This window comes from Citrobacter meridianamericanus, assembly GCF_041320245.1.
Classification (GTDB): domain Bacteria; phylum Pseudomonadota; class Gammaproteobacteria; order Enterobacterales; family Enterobacteriaceae; genus Citrobacter; species Citrobacter meridianamericanus.
The window spans coordinates 2,468,197-2,485,603 of sequence record NZ_CP101036.1; the positions used below are offsets into that span (position 1 = coordinate 2,468,197).

The window sequence follows — 17,407 nt, forward strand, 5'->3', positions numbered from 1 at the left end:
CCGGGTACAAGCCCGGTATGCGTTCAGGGTTTATTGGCGAATCAGCATATACAGGCGAAACAAATAGATCAGCAACACGGCGGAGATCATGTTGCTCAGCGTATTCGCCAAGACCGCGCCTACATTCGGCGTAAGTACCGCAAAACTTGGCGCAAAAAGCAACAGCAACGTTTTTGCCAGCAGCCAGCCAATCACCGCGGGCGCAACCAGACGCATATTTGACCACGCCAGACGCATACTGTTGCGCATAGCAGCAAAGACACCCATTTTGTCCTGTACCATCATCACCGGCGCGAGTGCCAGCAGGATGGCCAGCAAAATACCGGGTACAACGACCAGCATAATACCGATTTGCACCAGCAGAGTAGTCAGAAAAATCAGAATAAACAACTTAGGCAAAACTGGCGCGCTGGCACCAATGGCACGTAATGCGCTGACCCGATGCCCTGCTGAAATGAGCTGAATCATCAGGATGATACCTCCCGCGAGGATGGCATTACCAATCAGACCGGAAAACGTCGACGCAGCAGAAGCGCGTAGCAAAATTTGCTGTTGCTCCGGGGTCATGTTTTGCACCAGATCGAACAATCCCACACTGCTGGTTAATTGATCGCCTTCACTGAGTTGCGCAATTTGAGCGTCAGTGGGAGAAAAGGCATGCCCTAACACCACTGTGATAAACGCGCACAACAACGATACCAGCAAGATGGTAATGAATTGATTACGGAAAAAGTTTCCCGCGTCACGGTAAACGGATTTCGCCGTGATAGACATGCACTCTCCTTGAGTTTTGCAGGTGTTCATTTGCGGGCAATTGTACCCTGGATAACTCTACAGTGGCAGCATCACGCGATGTATGGAAAAGCATATCTTTGTAAAGCCCTGGTAATTTTCGACTATCCGTTCAGCATCATGCCAGAGCGCTGTGTGTTATTTGCGCATCGCGACCAAAAAACATCGTCTGAAAGGCAAAAATGCGAGGGGTGTTTGCGAAGTGAAAATATATCAAAATTGATCTGAATTAATTTAACCTGGATTTTGAATGCAAGTTCTAACTTAATCTGGATCAATAAATGTTAAATTATCAAAGTCAATGTGATCCAGGTTTGATCACTTATTACTCCAATGTGGGTATATTCGTTCCGCTTTTATAACCATAACGATGGAGCGGACATGAAAAAATTAACAGTTGCAGCATTGGCTTTAACAACTCTTCTCTCTGGTAACGCATTTGCGCATGAAGCCGGAGAGTTCTTTATTCGTGCGGGTTCTGCCACCGTCAGACCGACGGAAGGCGCAGGTGGCACGCTGGGTAGTCTGGGTGGCTTCAATGTCAGCAATAACACCCAGTTGGGGCTGACATTTACCTATATGGCAACCGACAATATCGGTGTAGAACTCCTGGCCGCTACGCCGTTTCGCCATAAGATTGGCACTGCCAAAACAGGTGATATTGCGACCGTTCACCACTTACCGCCAACCTTAATGGCACAGTGGTATTTCGGTGATTCCAGCAGCAAACTGCGTCCTTACGTTGGTGTCGGGGTGAACTACACCACTTTCTTCGATGAAGGTTTTAACAATAACGGTAAAGAAATCGGTTTATCGGATCTGAGCCTGAAAGATTCCTGGGGTGCAGCAGGGCAAGTTGGTATGGATTATCTGATCAACCGCGACTGGTTGATTAATATGTCAGTCTGGTACATGGATATCGATACTACTGCGAAGTACAAATCTAATGGTGCTGTTCTGCCGCAAGCCCGTTATAGCGACAGTGTACGCCTCGATCCGTGGGTGTTTATGTTCTCTGCGGGTTATCGTTTTTAAGTTCTTCTGCAAAACTGGTCATCAAATGACCAGTTTTTTTCCATTTTTTTACACGCGTGTCGTTGTAGCGATCGGTCATAACTTTACTGCTATGCCCCAACAAAATTTGTGTGTCGACATCTTGCTCCCTGAAGATACTCTGGATACCTTTCGCAAATCATTATAAAAAAAAGGGGCTGCGATAAGACGCCCCAATGCTTGCATGTTATTCAACTTTTTATTGTTATTCAGGGAATTTACGGGTAGGTAAACTCCACAAATAACACTAAAAAAATGGGCCACACACAGCCCGAATATGAGTCAAAGCAATTATGATCCAATCAAGAAAGGCGTGTTTCACCAGGCTTAGCACCACTACTGTTCCTGATGCCCATTCTTTATGTCATGAGCAGGATGGAACATATATGATAAATATCAATAATTCAGCCATGTATGACGGGGCTGCCTGCACTTTCAGATAATGCTAAAAGGCGGTGTAACCCGAACATCAGCATCGTGGAAGATCCGGTGAATCCTCTCAGTCAACTCGCCCAGAATGATATCTTTTGCATCTGGCAGACCATCAAAATTCTTTTTGTCATAAACCCGTTCCACGAACATTGCTTGTCGGGGAATTCAGGATCAAGCGATACCGAAATCGCCCTCAGTCCCACCTGTTATTTTAGTTAAAAATATTAGATATCAATCACAAAGATTTAATGACAACCGGCTTCGAAATGACTATAAATCTACCCACTCGCTACGGATATAGCGTATCCAATATGCACTGCTGTGTGATTACGGGTGTCTGTGGATGTCAGCAGGCACCCGGTTTTTCATCATCGACTACACACAGCAGCTACCATGTCTGGCAAATTCTGTATTTGGGCGGTGTTTCTCCCCATTAATTCCCCAGAGCTTCCCCACTTATAAAGATGCAACGCTGTCCTTAATCAAGGGAGACATTTGCAATGAAACGAAAAACTCACAGCCCAAAGCGGAGGTTTATGTTCTCTGCGGGTTATCGTTTCTAAGTTAGTGATTCAAAAGCTGAAAGGCTGATCGCTTCCTGGTAAGCTTTTTTATTGTCCGTTTTCACTCCCTGCCTTTCCTCAATTCGATGAGATGCTACTCTTTAAGCAAACTGGCTTTAAGGGGATTGACGATGAGGTTGACCCGTCACCAGCTGCAACACAGAATTTCCCTTCTGGAAGCATCCATAAACGATGATACGGCAGAGTTTGCCGTGTATGCTGCGCGCGAGTTATTGAAATACATGAACAAGGTTGAAATTCTGGAGAAGAGCCTTGCCGTAACGATCACGCTGCCTTACTGCAGCGCCAGTCCGGTTTGCGAGATTGAGGCGGGCTATGCCGCAGGCGTGAGCGACTGTCGTGAGGCCATTCGTCGTGCAGGGTATCCGATTGAAGGTGATGATTAGTTTGCATTTATGTTAACAAAAATGTTCTTTTATTGTATAAACCTGTAACTTTCGTGCACGAGTGCGCTTACTATTTCAACTCATTAGTCTCTGGATAGTTAACATTTTTATCCAAGTACAACGCTGTTATGCAACAACATAAACGGGTAACCGGTTTGGTAATACTGTTAACTATCGGGGGGACTCGTGAAGATTGTGCAGGATAAGCTCCGAAACAGGCAGGCTCTGCTGGTATCTGGGCTCATTACGTTGGTTTTTACTTCGTTGTTTCTGTTTATCATTTATGAACAGCGTATGGCGGCCGCCAGTGAAGGCGTTAGCCGCCTGCAAGCTCACATGTTGGATATTTTTAACGATAATGAACTGATTGCCGATGCGATTGGCGAGCGTTACTACCACATCAAAACCGGCGAACAGTGTGGTGTTATGGCACAGTTTGTTCCACGAAATAAAGATGAATGGGGAATTAACGCCGACCCAAAGCGGGTTCATTCTGCAACAGGGACGATTATTGCTCAGCAACCCAGCCATAATGCGCTGTGTATGTATGCTGCAGCGGAGTTCATTCGTGGAATGGTTAATGAGCTAAATCCAGGCAGTTTCGATGCGCACCGTTACATTATCGCCAGCAATTCAGATTATTTTTACTGGTTTATGGCTTCCGACTCGCGCAATTTTAGTTTTTCTGACTCCGAAATGGCGATGGATATTACTCATTTTTTCTATCCTCCCGTCGATTTCTATACCCGGTTGTTGCAAAAAAACGTCAAAAATAAAGCCCTAAGTTCAACAAACTTCTATACCGATAAAATTACTGGTGAAAAAGCCTACAGCGTGGTGAGCTATATTTACGATCTTTCTGGTAAAGAGATATCAGATCAAATCGTGGCCTATCTGGTCTATGATCATTCGAAACCCGAGCTGGAGGAAGCGTTGGCAGAGGCGTTTGATAATCAAATTCTTCCCGGATTGAACGTTGAGTTGGTGAATCTGACCAACAAAGAGAGCCTCTGCTTATCCGGCAAATGTGCGGGACAATCCAGCTATTTGGTGCGCAATTTTTCAGAAAAATATGCGCTGCACTATTCGATATCATTAGGCCGTTTCATGGCGCGCGATACGCAAGCCGGTATTGTTATTCTGCTGGCGCCGTTCTTTTTCATCATCATTACTTTCTCGCTAAAATCATGGCTGAATGAAAGCGACCTGAAAGTTTATATTGATACGCTGACCGGCTGTTTTAATCGCCGAATTCTCGACATTATCAAACGCCGGGATTTATCACATTGCTCGGTAGTGTTACTGGATTGCAATAAGTTTAAGGCCGTCAATGATACCTGGGGGCACGCAGCAGGGGATCGTGCGCTGCAAATTATCGCCAACAGAATGTTGTCTAACACCCGTACCAGCCACGATCTTGTGATTCGCACCGGCGGAGATGAATTTATGATCCTGCTGTTTCGCTCTCAGGCCAGTGATGCGGTCGCAATTGCGGAGCGTATAAGTGGACAGGTGACCAGCCATGTATTTGTGGTGGAAGGCAATACTATACCCTTGTCAGTGTCGTGGGGGATTGCAGAGGTGAAGGGTGATCTGGATGCGGCAATCCAGAATGCGGATACGGCCATGTACAAAATGAAGCAGGCCAGGGAGTAAAACCGCCAGAAGCCTCTGGCGGTTTAATTAACTTACTGTAGGGTAGCGGCTTTCATCGCGCTGACAAACGCTTTCAGCTCAGCCAGCATCTGTTCTGGTGCCGCAACATTCTTCTCAATGATTTTCACAATCGCCGAGCCGGAAATCGCGCCAGCAGCGCCAGCTTCAATTGCACCGGCTACCTGTTCAGGCGCAGAAATACCGAAGCCTTGTAAAGAAGGCGGAGCATTATATTCTTTCAGCTTTTCGACTAAATGATGCAGGGGTAGTGCCGCACGGTTTTCTGCACCGGTCACTCCTGCTCGTGAAAGCAGGTAGGTATAACCTCGGCCATAAGAGGCAATCTGACGCAGTAGCTCTTCATCGGCATTCGGTGGGCAAATGAAAATGGGTGCGATGCTATGACGTAGTGCCGCCGTTCTGAATGGCGCGGACTCCTCAACGGGAACATCGGCCACTAATACAGAATCTACACCCACTTTTTCACACTGAGCGTAAAACTCGTCAATGCCCTTGCTAAACACCAGGTTGGCATACATCAGCAAGCCAATGGGAATCGTCGGGTGCTTCTGGCGAATCAGGGCCAGCATTTCAAAGCATTGTGACGGCGTAACGCCTGCGGCAAACGCACGCAGTGTAGCCTCCTGAATGGTTGGACCATCAGCCAGCGGATCGGAGAATGGAATGCCGAGCTCAAGTGCGTCGGCACCGGCTTCAATCAGCGTATCTATGATTTTCAGTGACTGTTCAACAGACGGATCGCCCAGGGTGACGAAGGGGACAAAAGCACCTTCCTTGCGGTCCTTCAGCTGTGCAAACAGGTTTTCGTAACGTTCCATCAGATTTCCCCTCGCGCTTTCAGAATATCGTGTACGGTGAAAATGTCTTTGTCGCCGCGACCGGAGAGATTAACCACCAGTAGCTGCTCTTTTTCAGGGGTTTCACGCATCATTTTCAACGCGTGCGCCAGGGCGTGAGAGGACTCTAGTGCCGGAATTATCCCCTCGTGCAGACACAGTGTTTTGAAGGCTTCCAGCGCTTCATCGTCGGTGATCGAAACATAATCGGCACGACCAATGCTGTTCAGATACGCATGCTGTGGCCCGACCGATGGGAAGTCCAGCCCGGCGGAAATAGAGTAAGACTCTTCAATCTGTCCTTCATCGGTCTGCATCATCGGGGACTTCATGCCGAAGTAAATCCCAACACGACCATGTTTCAACGGCGCGCCATGTTCCCCAGACTCAATCCCGTGACCGCCAGGCTCTACGCCGATCAGCCCGACGCTGGTTTCATTAATAAAGTCGGCGAACATACCGATAGCGTTAGAACCACCGCCCACGCAGGCGATAACGGCATCCGGCAGGCGCCCCTCTTTTTCAAGGATTTGTGCTTTGGTTTCTTCACCGATCATGCGCTGGAATTCACGCACAATGGTCGGGAAGGGGTGCGGACCTGCCGCAGTCCCGAGCATATAGTGCGCAGTATCGTAGCTGCCAGACCAGTCGCGCAGCGCTTCATTACAGGCATCTTTCAGCGTTGCGGAACCGCTGTGAACCGGGATCACTTCAGCGCCCATCAGACGCATACGGAAAACGTTAGGCGACTGACGTTCAACGTCTTTCGCACCCATATAAATACGGCATTTCAGTCCCAACAGGGCGCTGGCAAGGGCAGACGCCACGCCGTGCTGACCCGCACCGGTTTCGGCGATGATCTCGGTTTTACCCATACGCTTCGCCAGCAACGCCTGACCCAGAACCTGGTTGGTTTTGTGCGCGCCGCCGTGCAGTAAATCTTCACGTTTAAGGTACAACGTGGTGTTGGTGCCTTGAGTAATGTTCTGGCATTTGGTCAGCGCCGTTGGGCGGCCAGCATAGTTTTTTAGCAGGTCTGTAAACTGCGCCTGAAATTCAGGATCCTTTTGTGCGCTAACAAAAGCTTCTTCCAGTTGGCGCAGGGCAGGCATCAGAATCTGTGGCACATACATACCGCCAAATTCACCAAAGTACGGATTGAGTAATGTTGTCATGTCCTTTTCCTTAATATGCGCGCAGCGTCTGAAATACCGAAGCCAAAAGACGTGCATCCTTGATGCCCGGCTGTGACTCTACGCCAGAATTGAAATCGAGACCGGCACAGCCGGCTTTTGCCGCGTCAACGCAGTTATCTGCGCCAAGTCCGCCAGCCAGTAATACGTTATCTAGCGATTGTCCGCCTAAGAGAGACCAGTCGAAGCGTTGTCCGCTGCCGCCCTGACCGTTGTCGAATACGTATTTATCGACATGCTGATAATCACGGGCTGGCAACGTCTCGCTGACGCTCAGCGCCTTCCAGATTTGTACCTGTGCGGGTAGCGCATTGCGTAGCGCGTCTATGTAGGCCTGGTCTTCACTACCATGCAGTTGCACTGCAGTGAGTCCCAGAGCAGCCGCTGTATCACGCACGTCGCTAATTTCTGTGTTGCGAAACACCCCGACGTATTGCAGCGGCGCGCCGGTCATGACCTCTCGCGCCTGATCAACGCTGACCGCGCGTGGCGATGTGGGTACAAAAATCAGTCCGCCATAAATCGCGCCGGATTTATACGCCGCGTTGGCATCCTGAGCCCGGGTTAAACCGCAGACTTTATTCTCGCCGAGCAGTACGCGACGCACGGCGGCATGCAGATCATCATGCGACATCAGCGCGGAGCCAATCAGAAAACCGTTAGCGAAGTGGCTGAGTTCGCGCACCTGTCCATAGGTATTGATGCCTGACTCGCTGATGACGGTAACGCCGTGGCCCAGGCGCGGCGCCAACTGGCGGGTACGATTCAGATCAATCGACAAGTCGCGTAAATCACGGTTATTGATGCCGACGACTTTGGCGCCCAGTGCGATAGCGCGCTCCAACTCTTCTTCGTTACTGACTTCGGTCAGTACGCCCATTTTCAGACTGTGGGCGACGGCGGCAAGTTGACGGTATTGCTCATCATCAAGTACCGACAACATCAGCAGACAGGCGTCCGCCTGGTTGAAACGCGCCAGGTAAATCTGGTAAGGATCGATAATAAAGTCCTTACACAGAATAGGTTGTGGCGCGATGCGGCTGACGATAGGCAGGAAATCAAAGCTGCCCTGGAAATATTTCTCATCGGTCAGCACGGAAATCGCGGAAGCATAATGTTTATATACGCCCGCAATCTGTGCCGGATCGAAGTCATCACGGATCACGCCTTTTGATGGCGATGCTTTTTTGCATTCCAGAATAAAGGCGGTGCGCGCACCTTGCAGCGCATCGTAGAAATCACGAGAGCTGGGTTGAACATCATTTTGAAAGCTGGTCAGCGGTTGTTGCTGTTTGCGGGCTTCTACCCAAATCGCCTTGTCTGCGACAATTTTCGCTAAAACGGTTTGCATCATTTACCCTCTTGCTGCCAGTGCAGTGACACGGTCATAGGCCGCACCGCTACGCAGTACATTAATCACGGTTTGCGCATTGGCTTTTAAATCTTCTTCACCGTGCAAGCGCATTAACATGGCGACATTCGCGGCCACAGCAGCTTCATGAGCGGCTTCACCTTTACCTTGTAACAAGCGACTAAGAATGTCACGGTTTTCTTCCGGCGTGCCGCCAGCCAGCTGTTCCTGGTGGTAAGGCGTCAGGCCAAAGTCTTCCGCCGTCAGTTGATAGCTCTTAATTTCGCCATCATGCAGCTCTGCCACAATGGTCGGCGCATGCAATGAAACTTCATCCATTCCACCGCTGTGCACCACGGCTGCTCGCTGATATCCGAGCACGCGTAGCGTTTCGGCAATCGGCAGCACCAGTTCCGGACTGTAAACGCCAATCAGCGCCAGCGGCGGATGCGCCGGGTTAATCAACGGGCCGAGTACGTTAAACAGCGTGCGGGTTTTCAACTGTTGGCGTACCGGCATGGCATGGCGAAAACCGGTGTGGTATTTCGGTGCAAACAGGAAACACACGCCGAGATCGTCAAGCGCCTGGCGGGATTTATCGGCGTTCATATCCAGATTGATGCCAAATGCCGCTAACAGATCCGAAGATCCCGATTTGCTGGAGACACTGCGGTTACCGTGTTTGGCCACTTTCAGCCCGCAAGCCGCTGCAACAAAGGCGCTGGCGGTGGAAATATTGATACTGTTGCTGCCGTCGCCGCCGGTACCGACAATATCGGCAAACAGATAATCAGGTCGTGGGAACGGGGCAGCATTTTCCAGCAGCGCGGTTGCCGCACCGGCAATTTCATGCGGATGCTCGCCACGAATTTTCATGCTCACCAGCGCCGCTGCCAGTTGTTCGGGTTTCAGTTCACCGCGGACCACGGCGGAGAACAGCTGGTGGCTTTCCTGCTGAGACAGCGTCTGCGCCTGATACAGTTTCTCCAGAATAGGTTGCAGCGTATTGGTCTGTTCAAGCTTCTGTTGCGCCCAGGCCAGCGTTTGCTCCAGCAGACGCGCACCCTGGGTGGTCAGAATGGACTCCGGATGGAACTGGAAGCCGCACACGCGATCGGTATCGTGACGCACCGCCATCACCATGCCGTTAAAATGGGCGTTGATGGTCAAACCGGCCGGAACGTTGCTACCAACCAGAGAGTGATAGCGTGCTACCGGTAGCGGATTTGCCAGACCGGCGAACATCGCCTGGCCGTCGTGTTCAATGTTGGACGCTTTGCCATGCAGAATTTCCCCAGCCTGGCCCACATAGCCGCCATAGGCCTCAACAATGGCCTGATGCCCCAGACAAATACCGATGATTGGCAGCTTGCCGCGCAGGCGGGTTAACAGCTCCGGCATGCAGCCCGCTTCGCTTGGCGCACCAGGACCTGGAGAGAGCATCAGCACCGGATTTTTCATAGTCGCTAAGCGGTCAATTAACGTCTGTGCCGGAATATGGTTACGATAAATCACCACGTTGTGACCGTTAGTCCGCAACTGATCTGCCAGGTTATAGGTAAAAGAGTCGATATTATCGAGCAGCAGAATGTCAGCCATCAGAAAGTCTCCTGTGCGTGGTGTGCGGTGGCGATAGCACGCAGAACCGCACGCGCTTTATTACGGGTTTCATCGGCTTCAGACTGCGGAACAGAATCCAGAACAATCCCGGCACCGGCTTGTACGGTGGCAATACCGTCTTCCACGAGGGCGGAACGAATCACAATGCAGGTATCCAGATCGCCATGGGCGGTGAAGTAACCTACGGCGCCGCCATAGCTGCCACGGCGTCGACCTTCTGCCTCGGCGATAAGTTGCATGGCGCGAACTTTCGGCGCGCCGCTTAGCGTGCCCATATTCATACAGGCGCGGTACGCATGCAGCACATCCAGATCGCTACGCAGTTCGCCGACAACGCGAGAAACCAGGTGCATCACGAAGGAGTACCGATCCACTTTGGTCAGATCAGCAACGTAGCGGCTGCCCGGCGTACAGATGCGCGCCAGATCGTTACGCGCCAGGTCAACCAACATCAGATGCTCTGAAAGCTCTTTATGATCGGTACGCATCTCCAGCTCAATACGACTGTCGAGATCGCGGTCAAGCGAACCGTCCGCCCGACGGCCGCGTGGGCGAGTCCCGGCAATAGGATAGATTTCAATCTGGCGGCTGGAGGCATCGTATTTCAACGAGCTTTCTGGTGAAGCACCAAACAGCGTGAACTCGTCGTCCTGCATGAAAAACATATACGGGCTGGGGTTACTTTTCTTCAGTACATAGTAGGCAGCCAGCGGCGAAGGGCAGGGTAGCGAGAAACGGCGGGATGGTACCACCTGGAAAATTTCACCCGCGCGAATGGCCTTTTGCATCCCACGGACCACTGCACCAAACTCTTCATCACTCTGATTGCATTCGCAGCGCATCTGCGGGACTTCAGTGACGGGCAGCGGCGGCGCAGGTTCGGTAAGCTGTTGGCTCAGTTGCGCCAGACGGGCATTAAGACGCTGTCTTTCTGCATCGTTGGGGGTAAAAACGCTGGCCTGAATGCGGGTGCTTTTTTTCTGGTGGTCGATGACCATCAGCGTTTCTGCCAGATAGAAGCAGTAGTCAGGGCAACGGTTGCCCGCTTCAAGCTGAGGTAAATCTTCGAAACCGGCAACCAGATCGTAGGAAAACAGACCGCCGAAGAACATCGCTTCACGTTCTTGCGCAGGAACATTAACCAGCCCTTGCAATAAACGGAACGCATCAAATACAGAAAGGGAACATAAACGGGCGTCTTCATCCAGCAGTGGGCTGACGGCAGGGAATCGCAGATGACGTCCATTCGGCTGTTGTTCGTTGTCAACGCCAGCTGGCAGGGCCGCATCCAGCAGGGGCAGCAGCGATGCGCCGTTGGCGGATAATGCCTGAATAGTGACAGTGTCACCGATGGCAGTAATACGCAATGCGCTGTCGACCAGCAGCAGACTCTTCAGATCGTCTTTGCTGTCGATATCTGCAGATTCCAACAACAGCGTTGCCGGACGTGCGCCGCAAACCTGATGAAACAGTGCTGTTGGATTCTCACGGTAGGCGGCATCGCAGGCAAGCAATTCGAGCGTCGGTTTTTGTGTTTGCATCGTTATTCTCATTAATTTTGTTCAAAAAAAAGCCCGCTCATTTGGCGGGCCGGGTATCTGGTTGCATATTGCAGACGTAAGACACTGCCCGAAATCAGGAAGTGTGCCACCAACCGTGCAGGATAAATGTTGCTTTCATCTCAGATACCTTCTTCATGTGAACTTGCGTACTAGTTAACTAGTTCGATGGAGTAAAGTCAACACCTGATTTCAGTATATTTGTCGAAACCGTTATGATGGGCGTGTTACGACATTTATTGAAACGGGAGCCGCCTTGAGCGACACGAATTACGCAGTGATTTATGACCTGCACAGCCATACTACGGCTTCTGATGGGCGGTTAACGCCAGAAGCCTTAGTACACCGTGCGGTAGAGATGCGAGTCGGTACACTGGCGATCACCGATCATGACACCACGGCGGGCATTGCGGCGGCAAGAGAAGAAATTTCACGTTCAGGTTTAGCGTTAAATTTGATTTCTGGCGTTGAGATATCAACGGTCTGGGAAAACCATGAGATCCATATAGTGGGTCTGAACATTGATATCGCTCATCCGATGATGCGCGAGTTTCTGGCGCAACAGACGGAACGTCGCCAGCAGCGCGCGCGCCTGATTGCTGAGCGGCTCGGCAAAGCGAACATTCCCGGTGCATGGGAAGGGGCGCTGCGACTGGCTGATGGCGGGGCGGTTACACGGGGGCATTTTGCGCGTTACCTGGTGGAATGTGGCAAAGCCGCAACCATGGCGGATGTCTTTAAAAAATATCTTGCCCGTGGGAAAACCGGTTACGTTCCGCCACAGTGGTGTACAATAGAACAAGCTATTGATGTCATTCATCATTCTGGCGGTAAGGCAGTTCTGGCTCATCCAGGTCGGTACGATCTTAGCGCTAAGTGGCTGAAAAGACTGGTTGCGCATTTTGCTGAACACCGCGGCGACGCGATGGAGGTGGCACAGTGCCAGCAGTCTCCCAATGAACGAACCCATCTGGCAACGCTTGCGCGTCAGCATCAACTGTGGGCATCGCAAGGGTCGGATTTTCATCTACCCTGCCCGTGGATTGAACTGGGGCGTAAACTCTGGTTGCCCGCAGGCGTAGAAGGCGTCTGGGAACTTTGGGAGCAGCCCGAGACCACAGAGAGGAAAGTATGAGCCAGTTTTTTTATATTCATCCTGATAACCCGCAGCAGCGACTGATCAATCAGGCCGTTGATATCGTGCGGAAAGGTGGGGTGATCGTCTATCCAACTGATTCCGGCTACGCGTTGGGTTGTAAAATTGAAGATAAAGGTGCAATGGAGCGCATTTGCCGTATCCGCCACCTGCCGGACGGGCACAACTTTACGCTGATGTGCCGTGACCTGTCTGAATTGTCGACCTATTCCTTTGTCGACAACGTGGCCTTTCGTTTGATCAAAAACAACACGCCGGGCAACTACACCTTCATTCTGAAAGGGACGAAAGAGGTTCCGCGCCGTTTGTTGCAGGAAAAGCGTAAAACTATTGGCCTGCGTGTGCCCTCGAACCCGATAGCACTGGCGCTGCTTGAAGCGCTGGGCGAGCCGATGCTATCCACGTCACTGATGCTGCCGGGCAGTGAATTTACCGAGTCAGATCCGGAAGAAATAAAAGACCGTCTGGAGAAACAGGTGGATTTGATTATCCACGGTGGTTATCTTGGCCAGCAGCCGACCACGGTCATCGATTTAACCGACGATTCTCCGGTGGTGCTGCGGGAAGGCGTCGGCGATGTTAAACCTTTCTTATAAGGGCGCGAACCGCTATACTACGCGGCCTTAAAATGGCGCTGACTGGCGCCGTTGATTCTCCTGTTCGACGCCTGTGAAGGCGACATCTAAAGGAAGCTCTATGAGCGAAAAGTTACAAAAAGTGCTGGCGCGCGCTGGCCACGGTTCTCGCCGTGAAATTGAATCTATTATTGCCGCGGGTCGCGTGAGCGTTGATGGCAAAATTGCCACGCTCGGCGATCGCGTTGAAGTCACGCCGGGTCTGAAAATCCGTATCGACGGTCATCTGATTTCGGTTAAAGAGCCTGCGGAGCAAATCTGCCGCGTTCTGGCCTACTACAAACCAGAAGGTGAACTGTGTACCCGTAACGATCCGGAAGGTCGTCCGACCGTATTTGATCGTCTGCCAAAACTGCGCGACGCGCGCTGGATTGCAGTGGGGCGCCTGGACGTGAATACCTGTGGTTTACTGTTGTTCACCACCGACGGTGAGCTCGCGAACCGTTTGATGCATCCAAGCCGCGAAGTTGAACGTGAATATGCGGTGCGTGTGTTTGGCCAGGTTGATGACGCGAAACTGCGCGATCTGAGTCGTGGCGTGCAGCTGGAAGATGGTCCGGCTGCGTTTAAAACGATCAAGTTCAGCGGCGGTGAAGGGATCAACCAGTGGTATAACGTCACGCTGACCGAAGGGCGTAACCGTGAAGTCCGTCGCCTGTGGGAAGCCGTAGGTGTGCAGGTAAGCCGTTTGATCCGTGTCCGTTACGGTGATATCCCGCTGCCGAAAGGCCTGCCGCGTGGTGGCTGGACAGAGCTTGATCTTGCTCAGACCAACTATCTGCGTGAACTGGTGGAGCTGAAACCAGAAACGACCTCCAAAGTGGCCGTCGAGAAAGATCGTCGCCGCATGAAGGCAAACCAGATCCGTCGTGCGGTAAAGCGTCACTCTCAGGTCGGCAGCAGCCGTCGTCCGGGCGGTCGCAGCAACAACGGTTAATTTTGCTGTCGTAGAGATCAAAAGGGCCCAGTGGGCCCTTTTTTAGTAATCGATCCCTGGCTGGGCTTTCACGCCCGCTTCAAACGCATGCTTGACCGGGCGCAGCTCGCTGACCGTGTCAGCTAACTCCAGAATATCGCGATGACATCCTCGCCCAGTGATAATGACCGTTTGATGGGCTGGGCGCGCGTTCAGGGCATTGATGACCTCTTCAAGCGGCAGGTAGTCGTAAGCCACCATGTAGGTCAGTTCGTCCAGTATCACCATATCCAGCTCTGCATCGGCCAGCATCCGCTTACCGTGTTCCCACACGGCCATACAGGCAGCGGTGTCGGACTCGCGGTTCTGCGTTTCCCAGGTAAATCCTGTTGCCATGACCTGAAACTCTACGCCGTGAGGTTCGAGTAAGTTACGTTCCCCGTTTGGCCATGTGCCCTTAATAAATTGCACCACGCCGACTTTTTTACCGTGACCTACTGCGCGGGTGGCGGTACCGAACGCGGCGGTGGTTTTTCCCTTACCATTACCGGTGAACACGATGATAATCCCGCGCTCATCTTTCGCTGCGGCAACACGGGCATCAACCCGGTCTTTTACGCGCTGCTGGCGCTGTTGATAGCGTTCTTCACTCATTGGGCTATTCCTGGTTTACGGCCCGGCTGGGCATCGAAAGTCATACCGGTTTTACGGCGGCTGTCATCGCCCATCAGCCACAGATAGAGCGGCATGATATCGGCGGGCGTTTTCAATTTTTGCGGATCTTCGGTCGGGAATGCGCTGGCTCGCATGTCGGTACGTGTACCGCCAGGATTGATACAGTTTACGCGCAGGTGGCGGTTCTGATATTCATCTGCCAGAACCTGCATCATTCCTTCGGTAGCAAATTTGGAGACGGCATATGCCCCCCAGTTGGCGCGCCCCTGGCGACCGACGCTGGAGGAGGTGAAGACCAGCGAGCCGGCATCAGATTTGAGCAACAACGGCAGCAATGCCTGTGTCAGCATAAAGGTCGCATTGACGTTTACTTGCATCACGTCCTGCCAGACCTGCGGGTTTTGTTCGCTCATCGGGCAAATATCGCCGAGCAACCCGGCATTATGCAGTACACCATCCAGACGCGGGAAATGCGCGGCAATGCGTTGTGCGAGCTGGTGGCATTCAGTGGATGTGCAGTTGAGCAGATCCAGCGTAAACCAGTGTGGTTGCGTACCGTTTTCATCGGCGATGGTGCGGGCAACCCGGCGCAGTTTCTCTTCGTTGCGTCCAAGCAGAATAACGGTCGCGCCGTAACGCGCATAGGTCTGAGCGGCCTCACGCCCGATGCCGTCGCTGGCTCCGGTGACCAGAATAATGCGGTCCTGTAGAAGGTCTTGTTTAGGTTGATAATGCACGGCTACTCCTCGGCGACGTCTGGCCATCTCGTTCGCGATAACTTTTGGGCTTTATGCCTTAAACCCTGTTCTTTTTCAATCAGCCAAAGGCAATAACACCGCAAAATGAACGCGTTGTCATGCTTTTTGCTGGTTCCTCACTGGATGGAGAAGCAAGACGGGTTAACAAGGCTGTTGTACACTGAGCAAAAGTAGCGTTGTTTAACCAAGGTGGGTCTTGTGGAATTGTTGTCTGAATATGGGCTGTTTTTGGCAAAAATTGTCACTGTCGTAGTGGCTATCGCGGTGGTGGTGATGCTGATTGTAAATGCGACACAACGCAAACGTCAGCGTGGAGAATTACGGGTTATTAATCTCAGCGATCAATATAAAGAGATGAAGGAAGACCTGTCGCTGGCCCTGTTAGATGGGCATCAGCAAAAACTTTGGCACAAGGCGCAGAAAAAGAAACATAAGTTGGAGGCGAAAGCGGCTAAGGCTAAAGCGAAACAGGGAGACAGCACGTTATCTGATAAGCCTCGGGTATGGGTTCTCGATTTTAAAGGCAGTATGGATGCCCATGAGGTCAGCGCATTACGCGAAGAGGTTACAGCGGTGCTGGCGGTCGTTAAACCTCAGGACCAGGTGGTGGTTCGTCTTGAAAGTCCGGGCGGCGTGGTACATGGCTATGGTCTGGCCGCCTCGCAGTTACAACGCTTGCGCGATAAGCAGATCCCGCTAACCGTCACGGTAGATAAAGTCGCTGCCAGCGGCGGATATATGATGGCCTGCGTGGCGGATAAAATTGTCTCGGCGCCGTTTGCTATCGTCGGCTCTATTGGCGTCGTCGCGCAGATCCCGAACTTTAACCGTTTCCTGAAAGGGAAAGATATTGATATCGAGCTGCATACCGCCGGACAGTATAAACGTACGCTGACTTTACTCGGTGAAAACACGGAAGAAGGGCGGCAGAAATTCCGCGAAGATCTGAACGAAACGCATCATCTGTTTAAAGATTTTGTGCAGCGCATGCGTCCGACTCTGGACATTGAGCAGGTTGCCACAGGGGAACATTGGTTTGGTCAACAAGCACTGGCAAATGGGTTAGTGGATGAGATCAATACCAGCGATGAGGTGATCCTCGGGTTGATGGAAGGCCGCGAGGTATTAAACGTACGTTACCTGCAGCGTAAAAAACTGATGGATCGTTTCACCGGTAGTGCGGCAGAGAGCGCTGACCGTTTGCTGATGCGCTGGTGGCAGCGGGGACAGAAACCTCTGATGTAAATCTTCATTGCCGGGTGGCGATGCAAACGCGTCTTACCCGACCTACAGATATGCACTAACGTAGGCAGGATTAAGCTCAGTCGCCATCCGGCAAATGATTTCTCGCGTTAATCGATCAAGTGATACTTTTCAGAAAGTACGTGCGCCAGGTGTTTAAACATATTAAACACAGCCGTACTTTTGGGCGTCGGTAGCCCTTGCTCGTCTAAAAAGTAATCTCCGCTGAAAACCAGTACACCATTTCGCTGTGTAACTCCGGTGGCGACAATCCCCGCCAGCGTGTCCTCATGCTCACGAATGATTTTGTTGGCTTCAATCAGCAGTGTTTCGCGATCGATGGGTTGAGTGTCTTTATGCATGATTTACTCCTTAAACAAGGACATTAGTCTACGCTGAGCCCAGCTTATGGGCAAATATTCCCTGACATAAATGAAGGTTTTACGGCGGTGTTACAACTGGCGATATTTGTTTTTGCATGCTAATAAAGTTGCGTAACGCATTTTATCAGGTACAGTGTGACGCTTTCGTCAATCTGGCAA

General features: G+C 51.5%; 17 protein-coding genes, 2 pseudogenes and 1 other annotated feature. Of the genes and pseudogenes, 7 read left to right on the forward strand and 12 right to left on the reverse strand.

Features of this window, described 5'->3' with window-relative positions; all coding sequences use genetic code 11:
• Positions 1–30: 30 nt before the first annotated feature.
• Together NMD08_RS11860 and NMD08_RS11865 are read right to left on the reverse strand one after the other, a co-directional pair.
• Positions 31–774, reverse strand: coding sequence for a YciC family protein (locus tag NMD08_RS11860; protein ID WP_151219376.1), 744 nt, complete (start codon positions 772–774; stop codon positions 31–33).
• Positions 775–802: 28 nt separating this feature from the next.
• Positions 803–889, reverse strand: a pseudogene (locus tag NMD08_RS11865) (YkgJ family cysteine cluster protein); the annotation flags it as partial.
• Positions 890–1,173: 284 nt separating this feature from the next.
• Here NMD08_RS11865 and ompW point away from each other — a divergent pair.
• On the forward strand, positions 1,174–1,827 hold the full coding sequence (gene ompW / locus NMD08_RS11870) for an outer membrane protein OmpW (RefSeq protein ID WP_151219375.1): 654 nt from the start codon (positions 1,174–1,176) through the stop codon (positions 1,825–1,827).
• Positions 1,828–2,286: 459 nt separating this feature from the next.
• On the opposite strand, the pseudogene NMD08_RS11875 reads toward ompW, so the two are convergent.
• Positions 2,287–2,427 (reverse strand): annotated as a pseudogene (locus tag NMD08_RS11875) (DinI family protein); the annotation flags it as partial.
• 544 nt (positions 2,428–2,971) lie between these two features.
• On the opposite strand from NMD08_RS11875, the gene NMD08_RS11880 reads away from it, so the two are divergent.
• Positions 2,972–3,247, forward strand: a complete 276-nt coding sequence (locus NMD08_RS11880; protein ID WP_151219373.1) for a hypothetical protein — start codon at positions 2,972–2,974, stop codon at positions 3,245–3,247.
• A 186-nt stretch (positions 3,248–3,433) separates the two neighbouring features.
• Positions 3,434–4,903 (forward strand): GGDEF domain-containing protein, encoded by a 1,470-nt coding sequence (locus NMD08_RS11885; protein WP_187252331.1) that lies wholly within the window; start codon positions 3,434–3,436, stop codon positions 4,901–4,903.
• 32 nt (positions 4,904–4,935) lie between these two features.
• Here NMD08_RS11885 and trpA read toward each other — a convergent pair whose 3' ends face one another.
• The 6 genes from trpA to trpL all read right to left on the reverse strand — a co-directional run bounded on the left by trpA (position 4,936) and on the right by trpL (position 11,622).
• The gene (gene trpA / locus NMD08_RS11890) at positions 4,936–5,742 is read right to left on the reverse strand and encodes a tryptophan synthase subunit alpha (RefSeq protein WP_151219372.1); all 807 of its coding nucleotides are present in this window, start codon (positions 5,740–5,742) and stop codon (positions 4,936–4,938) included.
• Positions 5,742–6,935 (reverse strand): tryptophan synthase subunit beta, encoded by a 1,194-nt coding sequence (gene trpB, locus NMD08_RS11895; RefSeq protein ID WP_151225521.1) that lies wholly within the window; start codon positions 6,933–6,935, stop codon positions 5,742–5,744. Before trpB ends, trpA begins: the two co-directional genes overlap by 1 nt.
• Positions 6,936–6,945: 10 nt before the next feature.
• Complete coding sequence (trpCF, locus tag NMD08_RS11900) at positions 6,946–8,304, reverse strand: bifunctional indole-3-glycerol-phosphate synthase TrpC/phosphoribosylanthranilate isomerase TrpF (protein WP_370620207.1); 1,359 nt, start codon at positions 8,302–8,304, stop codon at positions 6,946–6,948.
• A gap of 3 nt (positions 8,305–8,307) precedes the next feature.
• Positions 8,308–9,903, reverse strand: coding sequence for a bifunctional anthranilate synthase glutamate amidotransferase component TrpG/anthranilate phosphoribosyltransferase TrpD (trpD, locus tag NMD08_RS11905; protein ID WP_370620160.1), 1,596 nt, complete (start codon positions 9,901–9,903; stop codon positions 8,308–8,310).
• Positions 9,903–11,465, reverse strand: coding sequence for an anthranilate synthase component 1 (locus NMD08_RS11910; protein ID WP_187252333.1), 1,563 nt, complete (start codon positions 11,463–11,465; stop codon positions 9,903–9,905). Before NMD08_RS11910 ends, trpD begins: the two co-directional genes overlap by 1 nt.
• A 23-nt stretch (positions 11,466–11,488) precedes the next feature.
• Positions 11,489–11,583, reverse strand: a sequence feature (Trp leader region).
• On the reverse strand, positions 11,560–11,622 hold the full coding sequence (gene trpL, locus NMD08_RS11915) for a trp operon leader peptide (protein WP_370620208.1): 63 nt from the start codon (positions 11,620–11,622) through the stop codon (positions 11,560–11,562). (Overlaps the previous feature by 24 nt.)
• Before the next feature lie 117 nt (positions 11,623–11,739).
• Between trpL and rnm the strand changes: the two genes are divergently transcribed.
• The 3 genes from rnm to rluB all read left to right on the forward strand — a co-directional run bounded on the left by rnm (position 11,740) and on the right by rluB (position 14,211).
• Complete coding sequence (rnm, locus tag NMD08_RS11920) at positions 11,740–12,618, forward strand: RNase AM (RefSeq protein WP_187252334.1); 879 nt, start codon at positions 11,740–11,742, stop codon at positions 12,616–12,618.
• On the forward strand, positions 12,615–13,235 hold the full coding sequence (locus tag NMD08_RS11925; RefSeq protein ID WP_187252335.1) for an L-threonylcarbamoyladenylate synthase: 621 nt from the start codon (positions 12,615–12,617) through the stop codon (positions 13,233–13,235). Before rnm ends, NMD08_RS11925 begins: the two co-directional genes overlap by 4 nt.
• A gap of 100 nt (positions 13,236–13,335) precedes the next feature.
• Entirely contained in the window at positions 13,336–14,211 is an 876-nt protein-coding gene (gene rluB, locus NMD08_RS11930; RefSeq protein WP_187252336.1) for a 23S rRNA pseudouridine(2605) synthase RluB, read from the forward strand.
• A gap of 42 nt (positions 14,212–14,253) precedes the next feature.
• Here rluB and cobO read toward each other — a convergent pair whose 3' ends face one another.
• Together cobO and NMD08_RS11940 are read right to left on the reverse strand one after the other, a co-directional pair.
• Positions 14,254–14,844 (reverse strand): cob(I)yrinic acid a,c-diamide adenosyltransferase, encoded by a 591-nt coding sequence (gene cobO / locus NMD08_RS11935; RefSeq protein ID WP_187252337.1) that lies wholly within the window; start codon positions 14,842–14,844, stop codon positions 14,254–14,256.
• Positions 14,841–15,602: a YciK family oxidoreductase gene (locus NMD08_RS11940; RefSeq protein WP_151219368.1), complete on the reverse strand. Its 762-nt coding sequence runs from the start codon at positions 15,600–15,602 to the stop codon at positions 14,841–14,843. Before NMD08_RS11940 ends, cobO begins: the two co-directional genes overlap by 4 nt.
• A 219-nt stretch (positions 15,603–15,821) precedes the next feature.
• Between NMD08_RS11940 and sohB the strand changes: the two genes are divergently transcribed.
• A complete protein-coding gene (gene sohB / locus NMD08_RS11945) occupies positions 15,822–16,868 on the forward strand; it encodes a protease SohB (RefSeq protein ID WP_151219367.1) in 1,047 nt (348 codons plus the stop codon).
• 107 nt (positions 16,869–16,975) lie between these two features.
• On the opposite strand, the gene NMD08_RS11950 is transcribed toward sohB, so the two are convergent.
• On the reverse strand, positions 16,976–17,227 hold the full coding sequence (locus tag NMD08_RS11950; RefSeq protein ID WP_003020616.1) for a YciN family protein: 252 nt from the start codon (positions 17,225–17,227) through the stop codon (positions 16,976–16,978).
• Between the last annotated feature and the right edge of the window lie 180 nt (positions 17,228–17,407).

Bases quoted from the DNA above. Each gene is read 5' to 3' on its own strand.
- NMD08_RS11860 (WP_151219376.1), bottom strand. From the start codon at position 774: ATGTCTATCACGGCGAAATCCGTTTACCGTGACGCGGGAAACTTTTTC.
- ompW (WP_151219375.1), top strand. From the start codon at position 1,174: ATGAAAAAATTAACAGTTGCAGCATTGGCTTTAACAACTCTTCTCTCT.
- NMD08_RS11880 (WP_151219373.1), top strand. From the start codon at position 2,972: ATGAGGTTGACCCGTCACCAGCTGCAACACAGAATTTCCCTTCTGGAA.
- trpA (WP_151219372.1), bottom strand. From the start codon at position 5,742: ATGGAACGTTACGAAAACCTGTTTGCACAGCTGAAGGACCGCAAGGAA.
- trpB (WP_151225521.1), bottom strand. From the start codon at position 6,935: ATGACAACATTACTCAATCCGTACTTTGGTGAATTTGGCGGTATGTAT.
- trpCF (WP_370620207.1), bottom strand. From the start codon at position 8,304: ATGCAAACCGTTTTAGCGAAAATTGTCGCAGACAAGGCGATTTGGGTA.
- trpD (WP_370620160.1), bottom strand. From the start codon at position 9,903: ATGGCTGACATTCTGCTGCTCGATAATATCGACTCTTTTACCTATAAC.
- NMD08_RS11910 (WP_187252333.1), bottom strand. From the start codon at position 11,465: ATGCAAACACAAAAACCGACGCTCGAATTGCTTGCCTGCGATGCCGCC.
- NMD08_RS11925 (WP_187252335.1), top strand. From the start codon at position 12,615: ATGAGCCAGTTTTTTTATATTCATCCTGATAACCCGCAGCAGCGACTG.
- rluB (WP_187252336.1), top strand. From the start codon at position 13,336: ATGAGCGAAAAGTTACAAAAAGTGCTGGCGCGCGCTGGCCACGGTTCT.
- cobO (WP_187252337.1), bottom strand. From the start codon at position 14,844: ATGAGTGAAGAACGCTATCAACAGCGCCAGCAGCGCGTAAAAGACCGG.
- NMD08_RS11950 (WP_003020616.1), bottom strand. From the start codon at position 17,227: ATGCATAAAGACACTCAACCCATCGATCGCGAAACACTGCTGATTGAA.